Source organism: Kinneretia sp. DJ1R-11 (genome assembly GCF_025717595.1).
GTDB lineage: Bacteria > Pseudomonadota > Gammaproteobacteria > Burkholderiales > Burkholderiaceae_C > Paucibacter_A.
Genome location: NZ_JAJIRR010000001.1, coordinates 453,347 through 467,733 on the forward strand (window position 1 = coordinate 453,347; position 14,387 = coordinate 467,733).

General features: G+C 66.1%; 15 protein-coding genes. 13 read left to right on the forward strand and 2 right to left on the reverse strand.

The genetic code is table 11. The features are described from left to right. Nucleotides 1-338 precede the first annotated feature (338 nt). The 3 genes from hpf to hprK all read left to right on the forward strand — a co-directional run bounded on the left by hpf (nt 339) and on the right by hprK (nt 2,411). Complete coding sequence (gene hpf, locus LNV23_RS01895; RefSeq protein ID WP_263516430.1) at nt 339-680, forward strand: ribosome hibernation-promoting factor, HPF/YfiA family; 342 nt, start codon at nt 339-341, stop codon at nt 678-680. A gap of 250 nt (nt 681-930) precedes the next feature. Further along, nucleotides 931-1,401, forward strand: a complete 471-nt coding sequence (ptsN, locus tag LNV23_RS01900; protein WP_263561391.1) for a PTS IIA-like nitrogen regulatory protein PtsN — start codon at nt 931-933, stop codon at nt 1,399-1,401. 47 nt (nt 1,402-1,448) lie between these two features. Next, nucleotides 1,449-2,411 carry an HPr(Ser) kinase/phosphatase gene (gene hprK, locus LNV23_RS01905; RefSeq protein ID WP_263561392.1) on the forward strand — a complete coding sequence of 321 codons (963 nt, stop codon included), beginning with the start codon at nt 1,449-1,451 and terminating at the stop codon, nt 2,409-2,411. Between the two features lie 30 nt (nt 2,412-2,441). On the opposite strand, the gene fur is transcribed toward hprK, so the two are convergent. Further along, complete coding sequence (fur, locus tag LNV23_RS01910) at nt 2,442-2,870, reverse strand: ferric iron uptake transcriptional regulator (protein WP_263561393.1); 429 nt, start codon at nt 2,868-2,870, stop codon at nt 2,442-2,444. A 105-nt stretch (nt 2,871-2,975) separates the two neighbouring features. On the opposite strand from fur, the gene LNV23_RS01915 reads away from it, so the two are divergent. From LNV23_RS01915 to holA, 7 genes are read left to right on the forward strand one after another with little or no spacing between them, the layout of a single operon-like run. Beyond that, nucleotides 2,976-3,557: an outer membrane protein assembly factor BamE gene (locus LNV23_RS01915; RefSeq protein WP_263561394.1), complete on the forward strand. Its 582-nt coding sequence runs from the start codon at nt 2,976-2,978 to the stop codon at nt 3,555-3,557. Then, nucleotides 3,554-4,378, forward strand: coding sequence for a 4-hydroxy-tetrahydrodipicolinate reductase (dapB, locus tag LNV23_RS01920; protein WP_263561395.1), 825 nt, complete (start codon nt 3,554-3,556; stop codon nt 4,376-4,378). The genes LNV23_RS01915 and dapB overlap by 4 nt, the downstream gene beginning before the upstream one ends. Beyond that, nucleotides 4,375-5,031: a MotA/TolQ/ExbB proton channel family protein gene (locus tag LNV23_RS01925; RefSeq protein ID WP_263561396.1), complete on the forward strand. Its 657-nt coding sequence runs from the start codon at nt 4,375-4,377 to the stop codon at nt 5,029-5,031. The genes dapB and LNV23_RS01925 overlap by 4 nt, the downstream gene beginning before the upstream one ends. Nucleotides 5,032-5,064: 33 nt before the next feature. After that, the gene (locus LNV23_RS01930) at nt 5,065-5,526 is read left to right on the forward strand and encodes an ExbD/TolR family protein (protein WP_263561397.1); all 462 of its coding nucleotides are present in this window, start codon (nt 5,065-5,067) and stop codon (nt 5,524-5,526) included. Nucleotides 5,527-5,580: 54 nt separating this feature from the next. Further along, nucleotides 5,581-8,214, forward strand: coding sequence for a leucine--tRNA ligase (leuS, locus tag LNV23_RS01935; RefSeq protein WP_263561398.1), 2,634 nt, complete (start codon nt 5,581-5,583; stop codon nt 8,212-8,214). A 2-nt stretch (nt 8,215-8,216) separates the two neighbouring features. Continuing rightward, entirely contained in the window at nt 8,217-8,720 is a 504-nt protein-coding gene (locus LNV23_RS01940; protein ID WP_263561399.1) for an LPS-assembly lipoprotein LptE, read from the forward strand. Nucleotides 8,721-8,744: 24 nt separating this feature from the next. Next, nucleotides 8,745-9,815, forward strand: a complete 1,071-nt coding sequence (holA, locus tag LNV23_RS01945; protein WP_263561400.1) for a DNA polymerase III subunit delta — start codon at nt 8,745-8,747, stop codon at nt 9,813-9,815. A gap of 15 nt (nt 9,816-9,830) precedes the next feature. Here holA and LNV23_RS01950 read toward each other — a convergent pair whose 3' ends face one another. Then, the gene (locus LNV23_RS01950; RefSeq protein WP_263561401.1) at nt 9,831-10,706 is read right to left on the reverse strand and encodes a DUF3034 family protein; all 876 of its coding nucleotides are present in this window, start codon (nt 10,704-10,706) and stop codon (nt 9,831-9,833) included. 131 nt (nt 10,707-10,837) lie between these two features. Here LNV23_RS01950 and LNV23_RS01955 point away from each other — a divergent pair, with 131 nt between their 5' ends. From LNV23_RS01955 to LNV23_RS01965, 3 genes are read left to right on the forward strand one after another with little or no spacing between them, the layout of a single operon-like run. Beyond that, on the forward strand, nt 10,838-11,320 hold the full coding sequence (locus tag LNV23_RS01955; RefSeq protein ID WP_263561402.1) for a group I truncated hemoglobin: 483 nt from the start codon (nt 10,838-10,840) through the stop codon (nt 11,318-11,320). Then, the gene (locus LNV23_RS01960; RefSeq protein ID WP_263561403.1) at nt 11,317-11,937 is read left to right on the forward strand and encodes a methylamine utilization protein; all 621 of its coding nucleotides are present in this window, start codon (nt 11,317-11,319) and stop codon (nt 11,935-11,937) included. The genes LNV23_RS01955 and LNV23_RS01960 overlap by 4 nt, the downstream gene beginning before the upstream one ends. A gap of 9 nt (nt 11,938-11,946) precedes the next feature. Next, nucleotides 11,947-14,382, forward strand: a complete 2,436-nt coding sequence (locus LNV23_RS01965) for a putative bifunctional diguanylate cyclase/phosphodiesterase (RefSeq protein ID WP_263561404.1) — start codon at nt 11,947-11,949, stop codon at nt 14,380-14,382. The last annotated feature ends 5 nt before the right edge of the window (nt 14,383-14,387 follow it).

Sequence of the window (14,387 nt, forward strand, 5' to 3'; positions counted from 1 at the left end):
GGCACAAAGGCAGCGGTATCGGCGCAGTTGGCGAGGGAGTGGACGGTCACCGAGGGTGGTCGCTGTCCAAGAAATGCTCCGTAGCTGGTATTCCGCGATTATCACCTCGGTGCGCCCTGCTTTTTGCCCAATCCTTCACGCTCTTTGCCAAGCCTCAAAGTCAAATGGACTATGACCCTTGTTCCGGCCGTCAAGCACTTGTCACAACTGCACTTCGGGTGCAAACTGAATTCGCCGATCCACTCAAGAAGAGCCCAAGACAGCACCCAGCGATCCGTTTTTTTCGTTCTTTTCCTGACCCCAGTACTTTCGACTTTCTTTTCGTGAAAGGCCGTTTTATGAATCTGACAATCAGTGGCCACCATTTGGAAGTAACGCCGTCTCTGCGTGAGTATGTGCTCACCAAGCTAGACCGAGTGACCCGCCATTTCGATCAAGTCGTTGACATCAATGTCTTGCTCACCGTGGAAAAGCAGAAGGAAAAAGAACGCCGGCAAAAGGCCGAGGTCACTGTGCATGTCAAGGGACGCGACATCTTCGTCGAGCAATCCAGTGAGGATCTCTACGCCGCCATTGATCAGCTGATGGACAAATTGGACCGCCAAGTGGTGCGCCACAAAGACCGTCTGCAGGATCACCACCACGCCTCCGCCAAGCGCCTGGACATGCCAGCCCCCTGAACTTCGGCCGCTGGCCCAATCAAACGCAAGGCGACCTTCAGGTCGCCTTTTTTCTTGCCCAAGATCCGCTCCGCACATCGCCCACTCCTTGGTCCGCATTCGTTGCTGCACCGCAGCAATGCGCGTATTTGTGCACTGCCACCAGACCCGGGGGCCCCCAGAAGGGGGTGAGCTTTCTATAATTCTCCAATTCGACACCGACAAGCGTCCCGCCCAAGGCCCACCCAGCCGTATGCGACGCTTAGACACCATGAACCGTCTCGCCGCCATCCTTCCCGCCGACAACGTGCTGGTGAATGTGGATGCCTCCAGCAAGAAACGCGTTTTCGAGCAGGCTGGCCTGCTGTTTGAGAACCATCACGCGATCTCCCGTGCGATGGTGGCGGACAATCTTTTTGCGCGCGAGCGCCTCGGTTCCACCGGCCTCGGCCACGGTGTGGCCATTCCGCATGGCCGCATCAAGGGCCTGAAAAACCCGCTGGCCGCCGTGCTGCGCGTGCAGCAGCCGATCGGTTTCGATGCGCCGGACGACGAGCCTGTCAGCCTGCTGATCTTCCTGCTGGTGCCCGAGGCCGCCACGCAGCGCCATCTGGAGATCCTCTCCGAGATTGCTGAAATGCTGTCGGATCGCGACTTGCGCGAGCAACTCAAAACAGATCCCGAGGCTGGCACGCTGCACCGTCTGATCGCGGCCTGGGAGCCGCTGAAGTCGGTCGCCTGAGTTTCCGGAATCCCCCTCCTTTTTCTCAACGCGCCGCCTTCCGATCAGTGAAACCCACCTCCATCAGCGCCGACCGGCTTTTCGAAGAACACCGTGAACGCCTGCGCTGGGAGTGGATTGCCGGCCATGCCCATCCGGAGCGCCGCTTCGACGAAGCCGCGGTTCGCGACGCCCAGTCCTCCGCCGACCTGGTCGGTTACCTGAACTACATCCATCCCTATCGGGTGCAGCTGGTTGGACGCCGTGAAGTGGCCTACCTGAGTCAGGCCTCGGGCGAGGTGCTGGACCGCCGCATCTCGCGCATCGTCACGCTGGAGCCTCCGGTCATCATCGTCGCCGACGACCAGCCGCCGCCTGACCGCCTGGTGGCCATGTGCGACCGCGCCGAGATTCCGCTTTTTGTGACCAAGGACTCGGCCGGCCATGTCATCGACGTAGTGCGCGCCTACCTGGCCCAGCTGTTTGCCAACCGCACCACCCGCCACGGCGTCTTCATGGACATCTTGGGCCTGGGCGTGCTGCTGACCGGCGAATCGGGCCTGGGCAAGAGCGAGCTGGGCCTGGAGCTGATCTCACGCGGCCACGGCCTGGTGGCCGACGACGCGGTCGATCTGTTCCGCATCTCGCAAACCGCCATTGAAGGCCGTTGCCCAGAGCTGCTGCTGAATCTGCTGGAAGTGCGCGGCATCGGTCTGCTCGACATCAAGGCCATCTTTGGCGAGACGGCCGTGCGCCGCAAGATGCGGCTCAAGCTGATCGTGCATCTGGTGCGCAAGGAAACCATGGAGCGCGACTTCGAGCGCCTGCCCTACGAGCCGCTGTACGAAGACGTGCTCGGAATGCCGGTGCGCAAGGCCATCATTGCCGTGGATGCCGGCCGCAACCTGGCCGTGCTGGTCGAGGCGGCCGTGCGCAACACGGTCTTGCAGTTGCGCGGTATTGACACCTACCGGGAGTTTGTCGAGCGCCACCAGCGGGCGATCGAACAAGGGCAGCACAGCGACGACTGAGGGCCGCTGCGGGGCTGATCGCCCGAGTGCTCAGCTGCCGCGGTGCGGGCAGTCGGTCTTCACGCAGGCCGCGTACAAGGCCAGGGAATGGTCCTGCAGCTTGAAGCCCCGCTCGCGGGCGATGGCATGCTGCCGTTCCTCGATCGCGGGGTCAAAAAACTCCTCCACGCGACCACAGGTCAAACAGACCAGATGGTCGTGGTGATGGCCTTCGTTGAGTTCGAACACCGACTTGCCGGATTCGAAATGGTTGCGCGACAAGAGCCCGGCTTGCTCGAATTGGGTGAGTACCCGGTACACCGTGGCCAAGCCGATGTCAGCGTCCTCCACCAGCAAGGCTTTGTAGACGTCTTCAGCCGTCATGTGGCGCTGCGTCGTCTTCTGGAAAATCTCCAGAATCTTGATGCGCGGCAGGGTGGCTTTCAGGCCACTGTTCTTGATCTCGTCGGTGCGGTTCATGACACTGCTGGGGCCGGCGCGGCCCACCATGGGCCTGCCGCTAGAATGGGCCGATCATAGCCAGCTCCGGGCCCAGACCAGCCCAAGCCCCCACAGAATCACGCCATGCGCAGCCCCAAAACACTTGCAATCCCAGCCCGATCCGGTCTTTTGGCGCTGATCGTTGGCGCTGCCAGCGCCCTGAGTGCCTGCTCCAGCATGCCGTCCTTGGACATGCTCAATGCCTCGAATGGCGCGACGGTGCTGGAACGCATCACGCCCTACAAGCTCGAGGTTGTCCAGGGCAATGTGCTGACCAAGGAACTGGTGGCCCGCGTCAAACCCGGCATGCCGCGCGCCCAGGTGCGCGATCTGCTCGGCTCGCCCTTGCTGACCGACCCCTTCCATGCCGAGCGCTGGGACTATGTCTTCACCATCAAGCGTCAAGGCACGATTTACCAGCAGCGCAAGGTCGTGGCACTGTTCGACGGTGAAACCTTGAAGTCACTGGAAGTGCCCGAGGACCTGCCGAGCGAAAACGAATTCGTGGCCGCCATCAGCTCCAAGGCCGAGCGCCGCGAGCCGCCCAAGCTGGAACTCAGCGAGGCCGAGCGCAAGGCCCTGCCAGTGCCGGTCAAGCCGGCCGCCGCTGCCGCCGAAGCCATCGGGCCGGTGCGCGCCTACCCGCCGCTGGAGAACAAGTCTTGACCAGCCGGGCCGCCCCTTTGCGCATCGCCATCGCCGGCAGTTCGGGCCGCATGGGCCGCATGCTGATCGAAGCCGTGGTGCAAGCACCGGATTGCCAACTCAGTGCCGCCCTGGACCGCCCGGGCAGCCCCGCGCTGGGCCAGGATGCCAGCGCTTTCCTGGGCCAGCCCAGCGGTGTTCTGATCAGCGATGACGTGCGCAGCGCGCTGCAGGGCAGCGATGTACTGATCGATTTCACCCGCCCCGAGGGCACCCTGGCCCACCTGGCCATTTGCGCCGAGCTCGGCGTCAAACTGGTGATCGGCACCACCGGCTTCGATGCCCAGCAGAAGGCCCAGATCGGCGCGCTTGCAGGCCGCGTCGGCGTGATGATGGCGCCCAATATGAGCGTCGGCGTCAATGTCGTGCTGGGCCTGCTGGACCGCGCCGCGCGCGCGTTGAACGAAGGATTCGACATCGAGATCATCGAAGCCCACCACCGCCACAAGGTCGATGCCCCCAGCGGCACCGCCCTGGCCATGGGCGAGGCCGTGGCCCACGCTCTGGGTCGCGACCTGAAGGCCTGCGCCGTCTACGGCCGCGAAGGCGTCACCGGCGAGCGGGATCCCTCGACCATCGGCTTCGCCACCGTGCGCGGCGGCGACATCATCGGTGACCACACCGTGCTGTTCGCCGGCATCGGTGAGCGCATCGAAATCAGCCACAAGGCCAGCAGCCGCGCCACTTTTGCCCAGGGCAGCCTGCGCGCCGCGCGCTTCCTGGCCAGCCAAGGCCCGGGCCTCTACGACATGAACGACGTGTTGGGGCTGAAGGGATCATGAGCAATTTCGAAGGTTTCTGGGCCCAGGGCGATGCAGTCACGCGAGGCGTAGCGCTGCTGCTCTTGCTGATGTCGGTCAGCGCCTGGGTGCTGATCCTCTGGAAGAGCTGGACGCTGCGTGGCGCACGCCGCAGCATCGCCCGTGCCGTGCCGGCCTTCTGGGATGCGGCCGACTTGGCCTCGGGCCGTGCTGCCCTGCAGAACTTTGACACCGAAGGCCTGCTCCTGCCCCTGCTGGACGCAGCCACCAGCGACACCCGCAGCGGCACCCTGGACGCCGCCGGCCATGCCCATTCGCGCTTGACCCGCCGCCTGCGCGACGCCTTGCACGGCGTGCTGCAGCGCCTGCAATTCGGCCAGGTGCTGCTGGCCTCGATCGGCAGCACCGCGCCCTTCGTCGGCCTGTTCGGCACCGTCTGGGGCATCTACCACGCTCTGGTCAGCATCTCGGCCAGCGGCAATCTGAGCATGGACCGGGTCTCCGGCCCCGTGGGCGAGGCCTTGATCATGACCGCCGCAGGCCTGGCCGTGGCGATTCCGGCCGTGCTGGCTTACAACGTCTTCGGCAAGCAGGTCGGCGTCTGCGAAGCCGAGCTGGAAGGCTTTGCGCACGACCTGCGCGAGATGTTCAGCGATGCGCCTCAAGCGTCGTGAGCGCCCGCGCGCCACACCCTCCCGGAGCCTGAGATGAGCTTCGGCCGCCTGGAACGACGCGACAGCCCCAAGCCCATGGGCGACATCAACATGACGCCGTTGATCGACGTCATGCTGGTGCTGCTGGTGATCTTCATGATCGCGGCACCGCTGATGAGCAACTCCCTGCGCCTGGACCTGCCCAAGAGCGAGGCCGCCACGCCGGGCGACACGCCGCAGTTCATCGCCCTGGCCGTGGCACCCGACGGCTCGCTCTACCTGGGCGAAGAAAAACTCGACGCCGCCACCTTGCAGCAACGCCTGAAGACCCTGGGCGCCGGCCGGCCCGAGCTGGAGGTGCAGCTGCGTGCCGATCAGGCCGCGCCCTACGGTGCAGTGGCCCAGCTGATCGGCTGGTGCCAAGCCGCCGGCCTGCACCGCATGGCCTTCGTCACCGACGCTGACACCGCCACAGCGCCCACGCACACGCCTACGCCCCTACCGAAGCAGCCCTGAGCGGCAGCCCGGCCCACGACTTTTACAATCGGCGCACTTCGCACCGAGCCCACCATGAACGAAAAGTACACCCCTTCCGAGGTCGAACAGGCCGCACGCTCCCACTGGCAAGCCCGTGACGCTTACCGCGTGGTCGAGGACCAGAGCAAGCCCAAGTTCTACGCCTGCTCCATGCTGCCCTACCCCAGCGGCAAGCTGCACATGGGCCATGTGCGCAACTACACGATCAACGACATGCTCACGCGCCAGCTGCGCATGAAGGGCTACAACGTGCTCATGCCCATGGGCTGGGACGCCTTCGGCCTGCCGGCCGAGAACGCCGCGATGAAGAACAAGGTGCCGCCCGCGCAGTGGACCTACGACAACATCGCGTACATGAAGAAGCAGATGCAGGCCATGGGTCTGGCGATCGACTGGTCGCGCGAAATCGCCACCTGCACGCCCGAGTACTACAAGTGGAACCAGTGGCTGTTCCTGAAGATGCTGGAAGCCGGCATCGCCGAGCGCCGCACCCAGGTCGTGAACTGGGACCCGGTCGACCAGACCGTGCTGGCCAATGAGCAGGTGGTCGACGGCAAGGGCTGGCGCTCGGGCGCCGTGGTCGAGAAGCGCGAGATCCCCGGCTACTACCTGAACATCGTCAAGTACGCCGACGAGCTGCTCTCGGCCGTGGCCAACCCCGAAGACAAGAGCTATCTGAGCGGCTGGCCCGAGCGCGTGCGCCTGATGCAGGAGAACTGGATCGGCAAGAGCGAGGGCGTGCGCTTCGCCTTCCCGCACCAGATCGCCGGCGCCGACGGTCAGCTGATCCAGGACGGCAAGCTCTACGTCTTCACCACCCGTGCTGACACCCTCATGGGCGTGACCTTCTGCGCCGTGGCGCCGGAGCACCCGCTGGCCACGCACGCGGCCGCGTCCAACCCAGAGCTGGCCGCCTTCATCGAAGAGTGCAAGCGCGGCGGCACGACCGAAGCCGAACTGGCCACGCAGGAGAAGAAGGGCAAGCCCACCGGCCTGTTCGTCAACCACCCGCTGACCGGCGCGCAAGTCGAGGTCTGGATCGGCAACTATGTGCTGATCAGCTATGGCGACGGCGCCGTAATGGGGGTGCCGGCGCATGACGAGCGCGATTTCGAATTCGCCAACAAATACGGCCTGGCCATCAAGCAGGTGGTGGCGGTCGAGGGCGAGAGCTTCAACGACAAGGTCTGGGCCGACTGGTACGGCGACAAGCAAAAAGGCGTCTGCATCGCCTCGGGCGAACTCGACGGCCTGGGCCACAAGGTCGCCGTCACCAAGGTCGCCGAGCTGATGGCCGCCCGCGGCCTGGGCGAAAAGAAAACCACCTGGCGCCTGCGTGACTGGGGCATCAGCCGCCAGCGCTACTGGGGCACGCCGATTCCCATCATCCACTGCGATGACTGCGGCGCCGTGCCCGTGCCGACGCAAGACCTGCCCGTGGTGCTGCCGGAAGAGTGCATCCCCGACGGCAGCGGCAACCCACTCAAAAAACACGCCGGTTTCCTGAACGTGGCCTGCCCGAAATGCGGCAAGCCGGCCCAGCGTGAAACCGACACCATGGACACCTTCGTGGATTCGTCCTGGTATTTCATGCGTTATTGCGACGCCAAGAACAGCGAGGCCATGGTCGGCGAAGGCAGCCAGTACTGGATGCCCATGGACCAGTACATCGGCGGCATCGAACACGCGATTCTGCACCTGCTCTACGCCCGCTTCTGGACCAAGGTGATGCGCGACCTGAAGCTGATCAGCTTCGACGAGCCCTTCAAGAACCTGCTGACCCAGGGCATGGTGCTCAAGGGCGCGTTCTCGCACAAGCCCGCAGACGCCGGCAAGAACTACTACTGGGAGCACGAGGTCAAGGTCCAGACCAACGAGCATGGCCAGGTCATCGGCGGCACGCTGAAGGCCGACGGCACGCCGCTCGAGTACGAGATGACGACCATGTCCAAGTCCAAGAACAATGGCGTGGACCCGCAAGAGCTGATCAACCAGTACGGCGCCGACACGGCCCGCCTGTTCGTGATGTTCGCTTCGCCGCCGGAGCAGACCCTGGAGTGGAACGACGCCGGCGTTGAAGGCGCGCACCGCTTCCTCAAGCGCGTCTGGGGCTTTGGCGCCAAGAACGAGGCCGCCATCCAGGTCGGCGGCCGCGACTACGCGGCCCTGAACGGCGACGGCAAGGCCCTGCGTCGCGACGTGCATCTGGTGCTCAAGCAGATCAGCTACGACTACGAGCGCATGCAGTACAACACCGTGGTCTCGGGCGCCATGAAGATGTTGAATGCACTGGAAGGCTTCAAGGCCCAAGGCCAGGACGCGGCCGTGCGTGAAGGCTTCTCGGTGCTGCTGCGCGTGCTCTACCCCGCCTGCCCGCACCTGACCCACGCCCTCTGGCAAGACCTGGGCTATGCCGCCGAGCTGGGTGACCTGCTCGACGCGCCCTGGCCGAGTGTGGACGAGGCCGCCCTGGTGCAGGACGAGATCGAGCTGATGCTGCAAGTCAACGGCAAGCTGCGCGGCGCCATCAAGGTGCCCGCCGCGGCCGACAAGGCGGCCATCGAGGCCCTGGCCCTGGCCAGCGAAGACTTCGCCAAGTTCAGCGAAGGCAAGGCGCCCAAGAAGGTCATCATCGTGCCGGGCCGCCTGGTCAATCTGGTCGTCTGACGATGAGCACCCTGCTGCAGCGCCGCCACCTGCTCCTGGCCGCCGCCACCGCCCCGCTGGTGGGCTGCGGCTTTGAGCTGCGCCGCGAGCCGGAGTTCCTGTTCCGCAGCCTGGCGCTGAGCGGCTTCAAGCCGGGCTCGCCGCTGGCCGCCGACCTGAAGCGGCAGCTCTCGCGCACCGCGCTGCTGCTGGTGGAGGACGCCAACCGCGCCGAGCTCGTGCTGGAGGCGCTGCGCGATGTGCGCGAGCGCTCGGTGGTGGTGTCCACCAGCGCCGGCCAGGTGCGGGAGTGGCAGCTGCGCGTCAACTTCGACTACCTGCTGCGCACGCCCTCGGGTGAGCTGCTGCTGCCACGCACCGAGCTGCGCATGACGCGCGAAATGAACTACACCGAGAGCACGGCCTTGGCCAAAGAGCAGGAAGAAGCGCAGCTCTACCGGGCCATGCAATCCGATGCGGTGGCGCAGATCATGCGCCGCCTCTCGGCCGTGCGCCTGCCTGCCTGACCTCGGCTGACCCAGGCTCTACGCATGCAACTGCGCTCCGACGCCCTCAAGCCCCAGCTCGCCAAAGCGCTGCGGCCGATCTATACCGTCTACGGCGATGAGCCCCTGCTCGCCCAGGAGGCGGCTGACGCCATCCGCGCCGCGGCACGCGCCCAGGGCTATGGCGAGCGCAAGGTCTTCACCGTTGCCGGCGCCTACTTTGACTGGGGCCCAGTGCTGGGTGCAGCCCAGGCCATGAGCTTGTTTGCCGAGCGCCAGCTGATCGAGATCCGCATTCCCAATGGCAAACCGGGCAAGGATGGCTCCGAGGCGCTGCAGCGTTACTGCGCCCAGCTGCCCGAGGATGTGGTGACCCTGGTCACCCTGCCCAAGCTGGACAAGACGCAGATGAACAGCGCCTGGTTCCAAGCCCTGGACGGCGCCGGGGTCTGCGTGCGCGTGGACCCGGTCGAGCGCCGCGCCCTGCCGCAGTGGATCGCCCAGCGCCTGGTCCAGCAAGGCCAGCGCGTCGAGGACGGCGAAGCCGGCCAGCGCACCCTGGCTTTTTTTGCCGACCGGGTCGAGGGCAATCTGCTCGCCGCCCACCAGGAATTGCAGAAACTCGCCCTGCTGCACCCGCCGGGCCTGCTGAGCTTTGAGCAAATCGAGGCGGCCGTGCTCAATGTCGCCCGCTACGATGTGTTCAAGCTCAGCGAAGCCGTGCTGGGCGGCCAGGTCGCCCGCGTGCTGCGCATGCTGGAAGGCCTGGAGGCCGAGGGCGAAGCCGCCGTGCTGGTGCACTGGAGCCTGGCCGAGGACATCCGCGCGCTCAAGCGCGTGCGCGACGCCGTCGATGCCGGCAAGCCTCTGCCCATGGCCATGCGCGAAGCGCGTGTCTGGGGGCCCAAGGAACGCTTGTTCGAGCGCATCGTGCCCAGCCTGCACAGCGGCGACCTGAGCCGGCTGGTGGCCGCCGCACAAATCTGCGACGGACTGGTCAAAGGCCTGCGCCACCCCGACTGGCCGCTGGAGCCCTGGGCCGGCCTGCGCCGCCTGGCCCTGATGCTGGTGGAGACCACGGCCACACGCGCGCCGCGCCTGGCCTTGCGGGGCTGAGCGGCCTACGAAGTTTCAAAACTGCGCCTGCAGCGACAGGTAGCTGCTGCGCTGCGCCGTCTTGTTGGCGATCTGGCCCAGGTCCAGGTAAGCCAGCGTCAAGCTCAGGCCCGGATAGGGCCACCAGGCCAGGAAGACATCGAGGGCGCGCGTTTCAGGCGCCGCGCTGAGCAGGCTGGGCTTGGCTCGCCACTCCACACCCAGGGCCAGCGCATCATGCGGCAGCACGGCCAAGGAGAGCTCGGGCTGCAGGCGCAAGCGATCGCCACGATCGCCGCCAAAACCGAGCAGGCCCATCTGGTTGGCCCGGGTGCCGCGCAGGGTGATATTGCCCAGCAGGTTGTAGCCACCGGCAGCGCCCAACCAGAGCTTGGTGGCTGAGACGTAGGGCTCGATGTCGCTGCCGCGTCTGGCGCCCAGCAGCTCGGGCACCGCCAGGCTGCGGTTGCGCTTGTGCTGCAGACCCAGCGCGATCTGTGGCCAGGGCCGGTCGGCGTCGTAGACGGCGTCGCCGAACACCCGCCATTTGAGACCCAGCACGTCCAGCTTGAGGCTCTGCCCCGGCACCGTGTCCGAAAGGCCAAAGCGCCAACGCGCGGCCGACAGCTCCAGCGTGTCGTACAAGCCCAGGGCCGCACCGGCCGCCTCCAGCACATAGCCGCCCCGGGTCTGCACCCGGGTGGCGAAGGCCGAGGCGCCGATCTCGTCGCGGCTGCCGCCGCCGGCGATCAAGGCCCAGGGGCTGAGGCCACCACCGGCCGCGCCTTCGACCTGGCTGACGCCGGACGTGGCCGGCAGGCGACTGCCCGCGCAGACCGGGTGGGCCGCCGCGGCACCGGCCAAACACAGTGCCAGATGCGCGATCCAAGTGGGGAGCAGTTTTTTCTTCATGAGCAAGCCAGCAATGTTTCAAGTCGGGCCGGGTGGGAGCCGATACAGTCTTTGAGCCGCGAGATCGCAGGCTCGGCCCTGCGCCGACGCAGTGAGTTCTGCTTGTAGACCCAATCGAGAAACCCGGACGCATGAAAACAAGGCTGTTGCGTGGAGTTTTTCTCCTGGCCCTGAGTGCCGCGGGGCTGGCAGCCTGTGCGCCCATGGCCCCCAACAGCAGCTTGTTCGAGCGCCTGGGTGGCACAGCCGGCATCGCCACCGTGGTGGACCGAACCCTGGAGCGCAGCGCCAGCGACCCGCGCACCCGGCGCAGCTTTGCCGGCATCAAGCTGGCCACCATCAAGACCAGCCTGGCCCAGCAGCTCTGCGCGCTCAGCGGCGGCGGCTGCGTCTACGAGGGCGAAACCATGGCCCGCTCGCACCAGGATGCGCGCATCCAGGCCTCGGAATTCGATGTGCTCGTGCAAATCCTTCGCGAAGAGCTGGACCGTGCCGGCGTTTCGGCCGGCGCCAAGAACGAATTGCTGCGCCTGCTGGCGCCGATGAAGCGTGACATCGTCAGCCACGCCGCTCCGACCGCCGCGCCCGGCAACACCCAGGACCGCCCCCGATGAACCCATGCTTCAGTCCGGCCGCCCGGCCCCTCTCCCTCATTCTTTCGGCCCTGAGCGCCCTGTTGTGCGCCACGGCAGCCCAGGCGGCAAGCTGGACCCTCCGGGTGCAGAACGCAGCCGGCCAGCCCCTGGCCGATGCGGTGATCGCCGTCGAAGTGAAAGGGCAGACGGGTCAGGCGCCCGCAGGCACGCTGGCCCAGATGGAGCAACGCTCGCGACAGTTCTCGCCCCCGATCCTGATCGTGCAGACCGGAACAGCCGTCAACTTCCCGAACTTCGACACGGTGCGTCACCATGTCTACTCCTTCTCCGCGACCAAGAAGTTCGACCTCAAGCTCTACACCGGCACCCCGACCGCGCCGGTGCTGTTCGACAAAGCCGGCGTGGCCGCCCTGGGCTGCAATATCCACGACGATATGAGCGCCCACATCATCGTGGTCGACACGCCGCATTTCGCCAAGTCCGACGCCCAAGGCCTGCTGCGCCTGGAGCTGCCGGCCGGCGAGCATGTGCTCAAGGCATGGCACCCCAAGCTGGGCAGCCCGCTGCTGAGCAGCTTCACCCTGCGCCTGGTAGTCGGCAATGAGCCGGCGCCGGTGCAATTGCCGCTGCGCTGAGCCCTCATCATGAAACGACCCGCCTTTCTCAATCTGCGTCGGCTCGAGGGCCGCATCGTCGCGCTCTTTCTGGCCTTGCTGGTGCTGGTGCAGCTGACCAGCTGGCTGATCACCTATGCCAATATCCGTCGCAGCACCGAGGTGGCGGTGGAGGCCGAGTTGAAGACCGGCCAGCGCATGCTCGCTCACCTGCTTGCACAGGGCGCGCTGCAGCAAGTGGCCGTGCTGCGCCAGCTGGAGAACAACCACGGCATTCGCAGCGTGCTGGCCGAGGCCTCCGGCATGGCGCCGACCGAGTTTGCCGAGACTCTGTTCAGCGCCCTCGACTCCAAGAACAACCATCTGGTTGACGCCAGCGTGATCGCCTATGTGGCGGCCGACTTCCACCTGGTCACCGCCACCCGCCCGCAGGCGGAGGCCTTCGCCGCCCTGCTGCCGGCGTTGATCCAGGCCAAGGAAGACGAAGACGCAGGCAACAACGCCGCCGGCCGCTCCAGCCTAGCGCTGGTCGGCGGGCGGGCCTACCAGCTGGTCTTCGTGCCGGTGAAGGCGGCCGGCCTGGGCGGCTGGCTGCTGATGGCCGTGGACCTGCAGGCCGAACCGCTGCGCGAGCTGCAGACCCTATCCGGCCTGAGCAGCGCCTTCCTGCTGCGCCAGGGCCAACAGGCCTGGGCACCGCTGGGCAGCGTGCTGGACCAGAAAGCCGCCGCCACTGTGGCTGGCCAGGTGCAGGTCGGCGAGCCCGCCTTTGCCCTGCAACTGGGCGAGGAAGAAATGCGCGGGCTCTATGTGCCGCTGCTGCGCTCGGGCGAGCAGCAACTGTCGGTGCTGCTGCTGCGTTCCTTCGATCAAGCCTTTGAGTCCTACCGCACCCTGCGCCAGACCCAGGGCTCGCTGACCGTGCTGGGCATCCTGGTCTTTGCCCTGGGCAGCGTGTTGACGGCGCGCCGCATCAGCCGGCCGATCAAGACCCTGGCCGACTCGGCCGAGCGATTGGGCGCCGGCGACTACGACACGCCGGTGGCGCAGGACGGCAACGCCGACGAGGTGGGCGATCTGGCACGCGCCTTTGAGGCCATGCGCCACGGCATTCAGGAGCGCGATGCCAGCCTCAATGAACTCGCCTTCAAAGACCAACTGACCGGTCTGCCCAACCGCGCTGGCTTTGTGCAGCAGCTGGAGCTCTGGCTCAGCGGCCATGCCGAGCAGCCTTGTGCGGTGCTGACCCTGGGCCTGGACCGCTTCAAGCATGTCAACGACGTGCAAGGCCATGAGTTCGGCGACCTGCTGCTGCACAAGGTGGCCCGGCGCCTGCAGGAGCTGCTGCCCTCGACCGAGGACAGCCTGGCCCGCTTGAGCGGCGACGAGTTCGCCGTGCTGCTCAGTGACGCTGACGAGACTTCGGCCCTGGCCCTGGCTGACGCCATCCACCGCGATTTCGAACGCCCCCTGCGCCTCAAGGACCAGACCGTGGACCTGAGCGCCGGCATCGGCATGGCGCTCTCACCACCCCATGGTCGGGACGCCAAGCAGCTGCTGAGCCGCGCCTCCCTCGCCATGTTCGAGGCCAAGAAGCGGCAAAGCGGCAGCGTGCTCTACAGCGCCAGCTTGGACGCGGGCAGCCAGGAATCGCTGTCACTGCTGAGTGAGCTGCGCCACGCTGTGGAGGCCGGCGAACTGCGCCTCTTCCTGCAACCCAAGGTTGACCTGCAAAGCGGCCGCATCATCAGCGCCGAAGCCCTGGTGCGTTGGCAACATCCGCAGCGCGGTCTGGTGCCGCCCATGCTCTTCATTCCTTTTGCCGAGCAGACCGGCTTCATCCGCACGCTGACACGCTGGGTCATCGAGGCCTCTGCCGCCGCCTGGGCGCAAGCGCATGCCCAAGGCCTGGCCTTGCGCATCAGCGTCAATCTGTCGACCCGCGACCTGCTCGACCAGGACCTGCCCGCCAAGATCCAGACCTTGCTCGACGCACATGGCGCGCGCAGCGATGCCCTGTGCCTGGAGATCACCGAGAGCGCCATCATGGACGACCCGCAGCGCGCTCTGCACACCCTGGAACAGTTGCACGCCCGCGGCTTCAAGCTGTCCATCGATGACTTCGGAACCGGCTACTCCTCGCTGGCTTACCTCAAGCGCCTGCCGGTGCATGAACTGAAGATCGACAAGAGCTTCGTCATGGCCATGGAGACCGATCTGGGTGACGCCAAGATCGTGCGATCAACTGTTGAGCTGGCCCACAACCTGGGCCTCAGCGTGGTGGCCGAGGGCGTCGAGACCGCCAAGGCCTGGCGCCTGTTGAGCGCACTCGGCTGCGATGAAGGTCAAGGTTACTTCATTGCCAAGCCCATGCCGCATGAGCAGTTCATCGCCTGGTTGCAGGCCTGGCGCGCGCCGGACCTGAGCGACAGCGACGCCGACACCATGCTGGACCAACTCGGCTGAACAGC

Coding starts and splice junctions, on each gene's coding strand:
- LNV23_RS01915 (WP_263561394.1), top strand. CDS start 2,976: ATGCGCAGCCCCAAAACACTTGCAATCCCAGCCCGATCCGGTCTTTTG.
- LNV23_RS01930 (WP_263561397.1), top strand. CDS start 5,065: ATGAGCTTCGGCCGCCTGGAACGACGCGACAGCCCCAAGCCCATGGGC.
- LNV23_RS01965 (WP_263561404.1), top strand. CDS start 11,947: ATGAAACGACCCGCCTTTCTCAATCTGCGTCGGCTCGAGGGCCGCATC.
- ptsN (WP_263561391.1), top strand. CDS start 931: ATGAACCGTCTCGCCGCCATCCTTCCCGCCGACAACGTGCTGGTGAAT.
- holA (WP_263561400.1), top strand. CDS start 8,745: ATGCAACTGCGCTCCGACGCCCTCAAGCCCCAGCTCGCCAAAGCGCTG.
- LNV23_RS01960 (WP_263561403.1), top strand. CDS start 11,317: ATGAACCCATGCTTCAGTCCGGCCGCCCGGCCCCTCTCCCTCATTCTT.
- leuS (WP_263561398.1), top strand. CDS start 5,581: ATGAACGAAAAGTACACCCCTTCCGAGGTCGAACAGGCCGCACGCTCC.
- LNV23_RS01955 (WP_263561402.1), top strand. CDS start 10,838: ATGAAAACAAGGCTGTTGCGTGGAGTTTTTCTCCTGGCCCTGAGTGCC.
- hpf (WP_263516430.1), top strand. CDS start 339: ATGAATCTGACAATCAGTGGCCACCATTTGGAAGTAACGCCGTCTCTG.
- LNV23_RS01940 (WP_263561399.1), top strand. CDS start 8,217: ATGAGCACCCTGCTGCAGCGCCGCCACCTGCTCCTGGCCGCCGCCACC.
- LNV23_RS01925 (WP_263561396.1), top strand. CDS start 4,375: ATGAGCAATTTCGAAGGTTTCTGGGCCCAGGGCGATGCAGTCACGCGA.
- fur (WP_263561393.1), bottom strand. CDS start 2,870: ATGAACCGCACCGACGAGATCAAGAACAGTGGCCTGAAAGCCACCCTG.
- LNV23_RS01950 (WP_263561401.1), bottom strand. CDS start 10,706: ATGAAGAAAAAACTGCTCCCCACTTGGATCGCGCATCTGGCACTGTGT.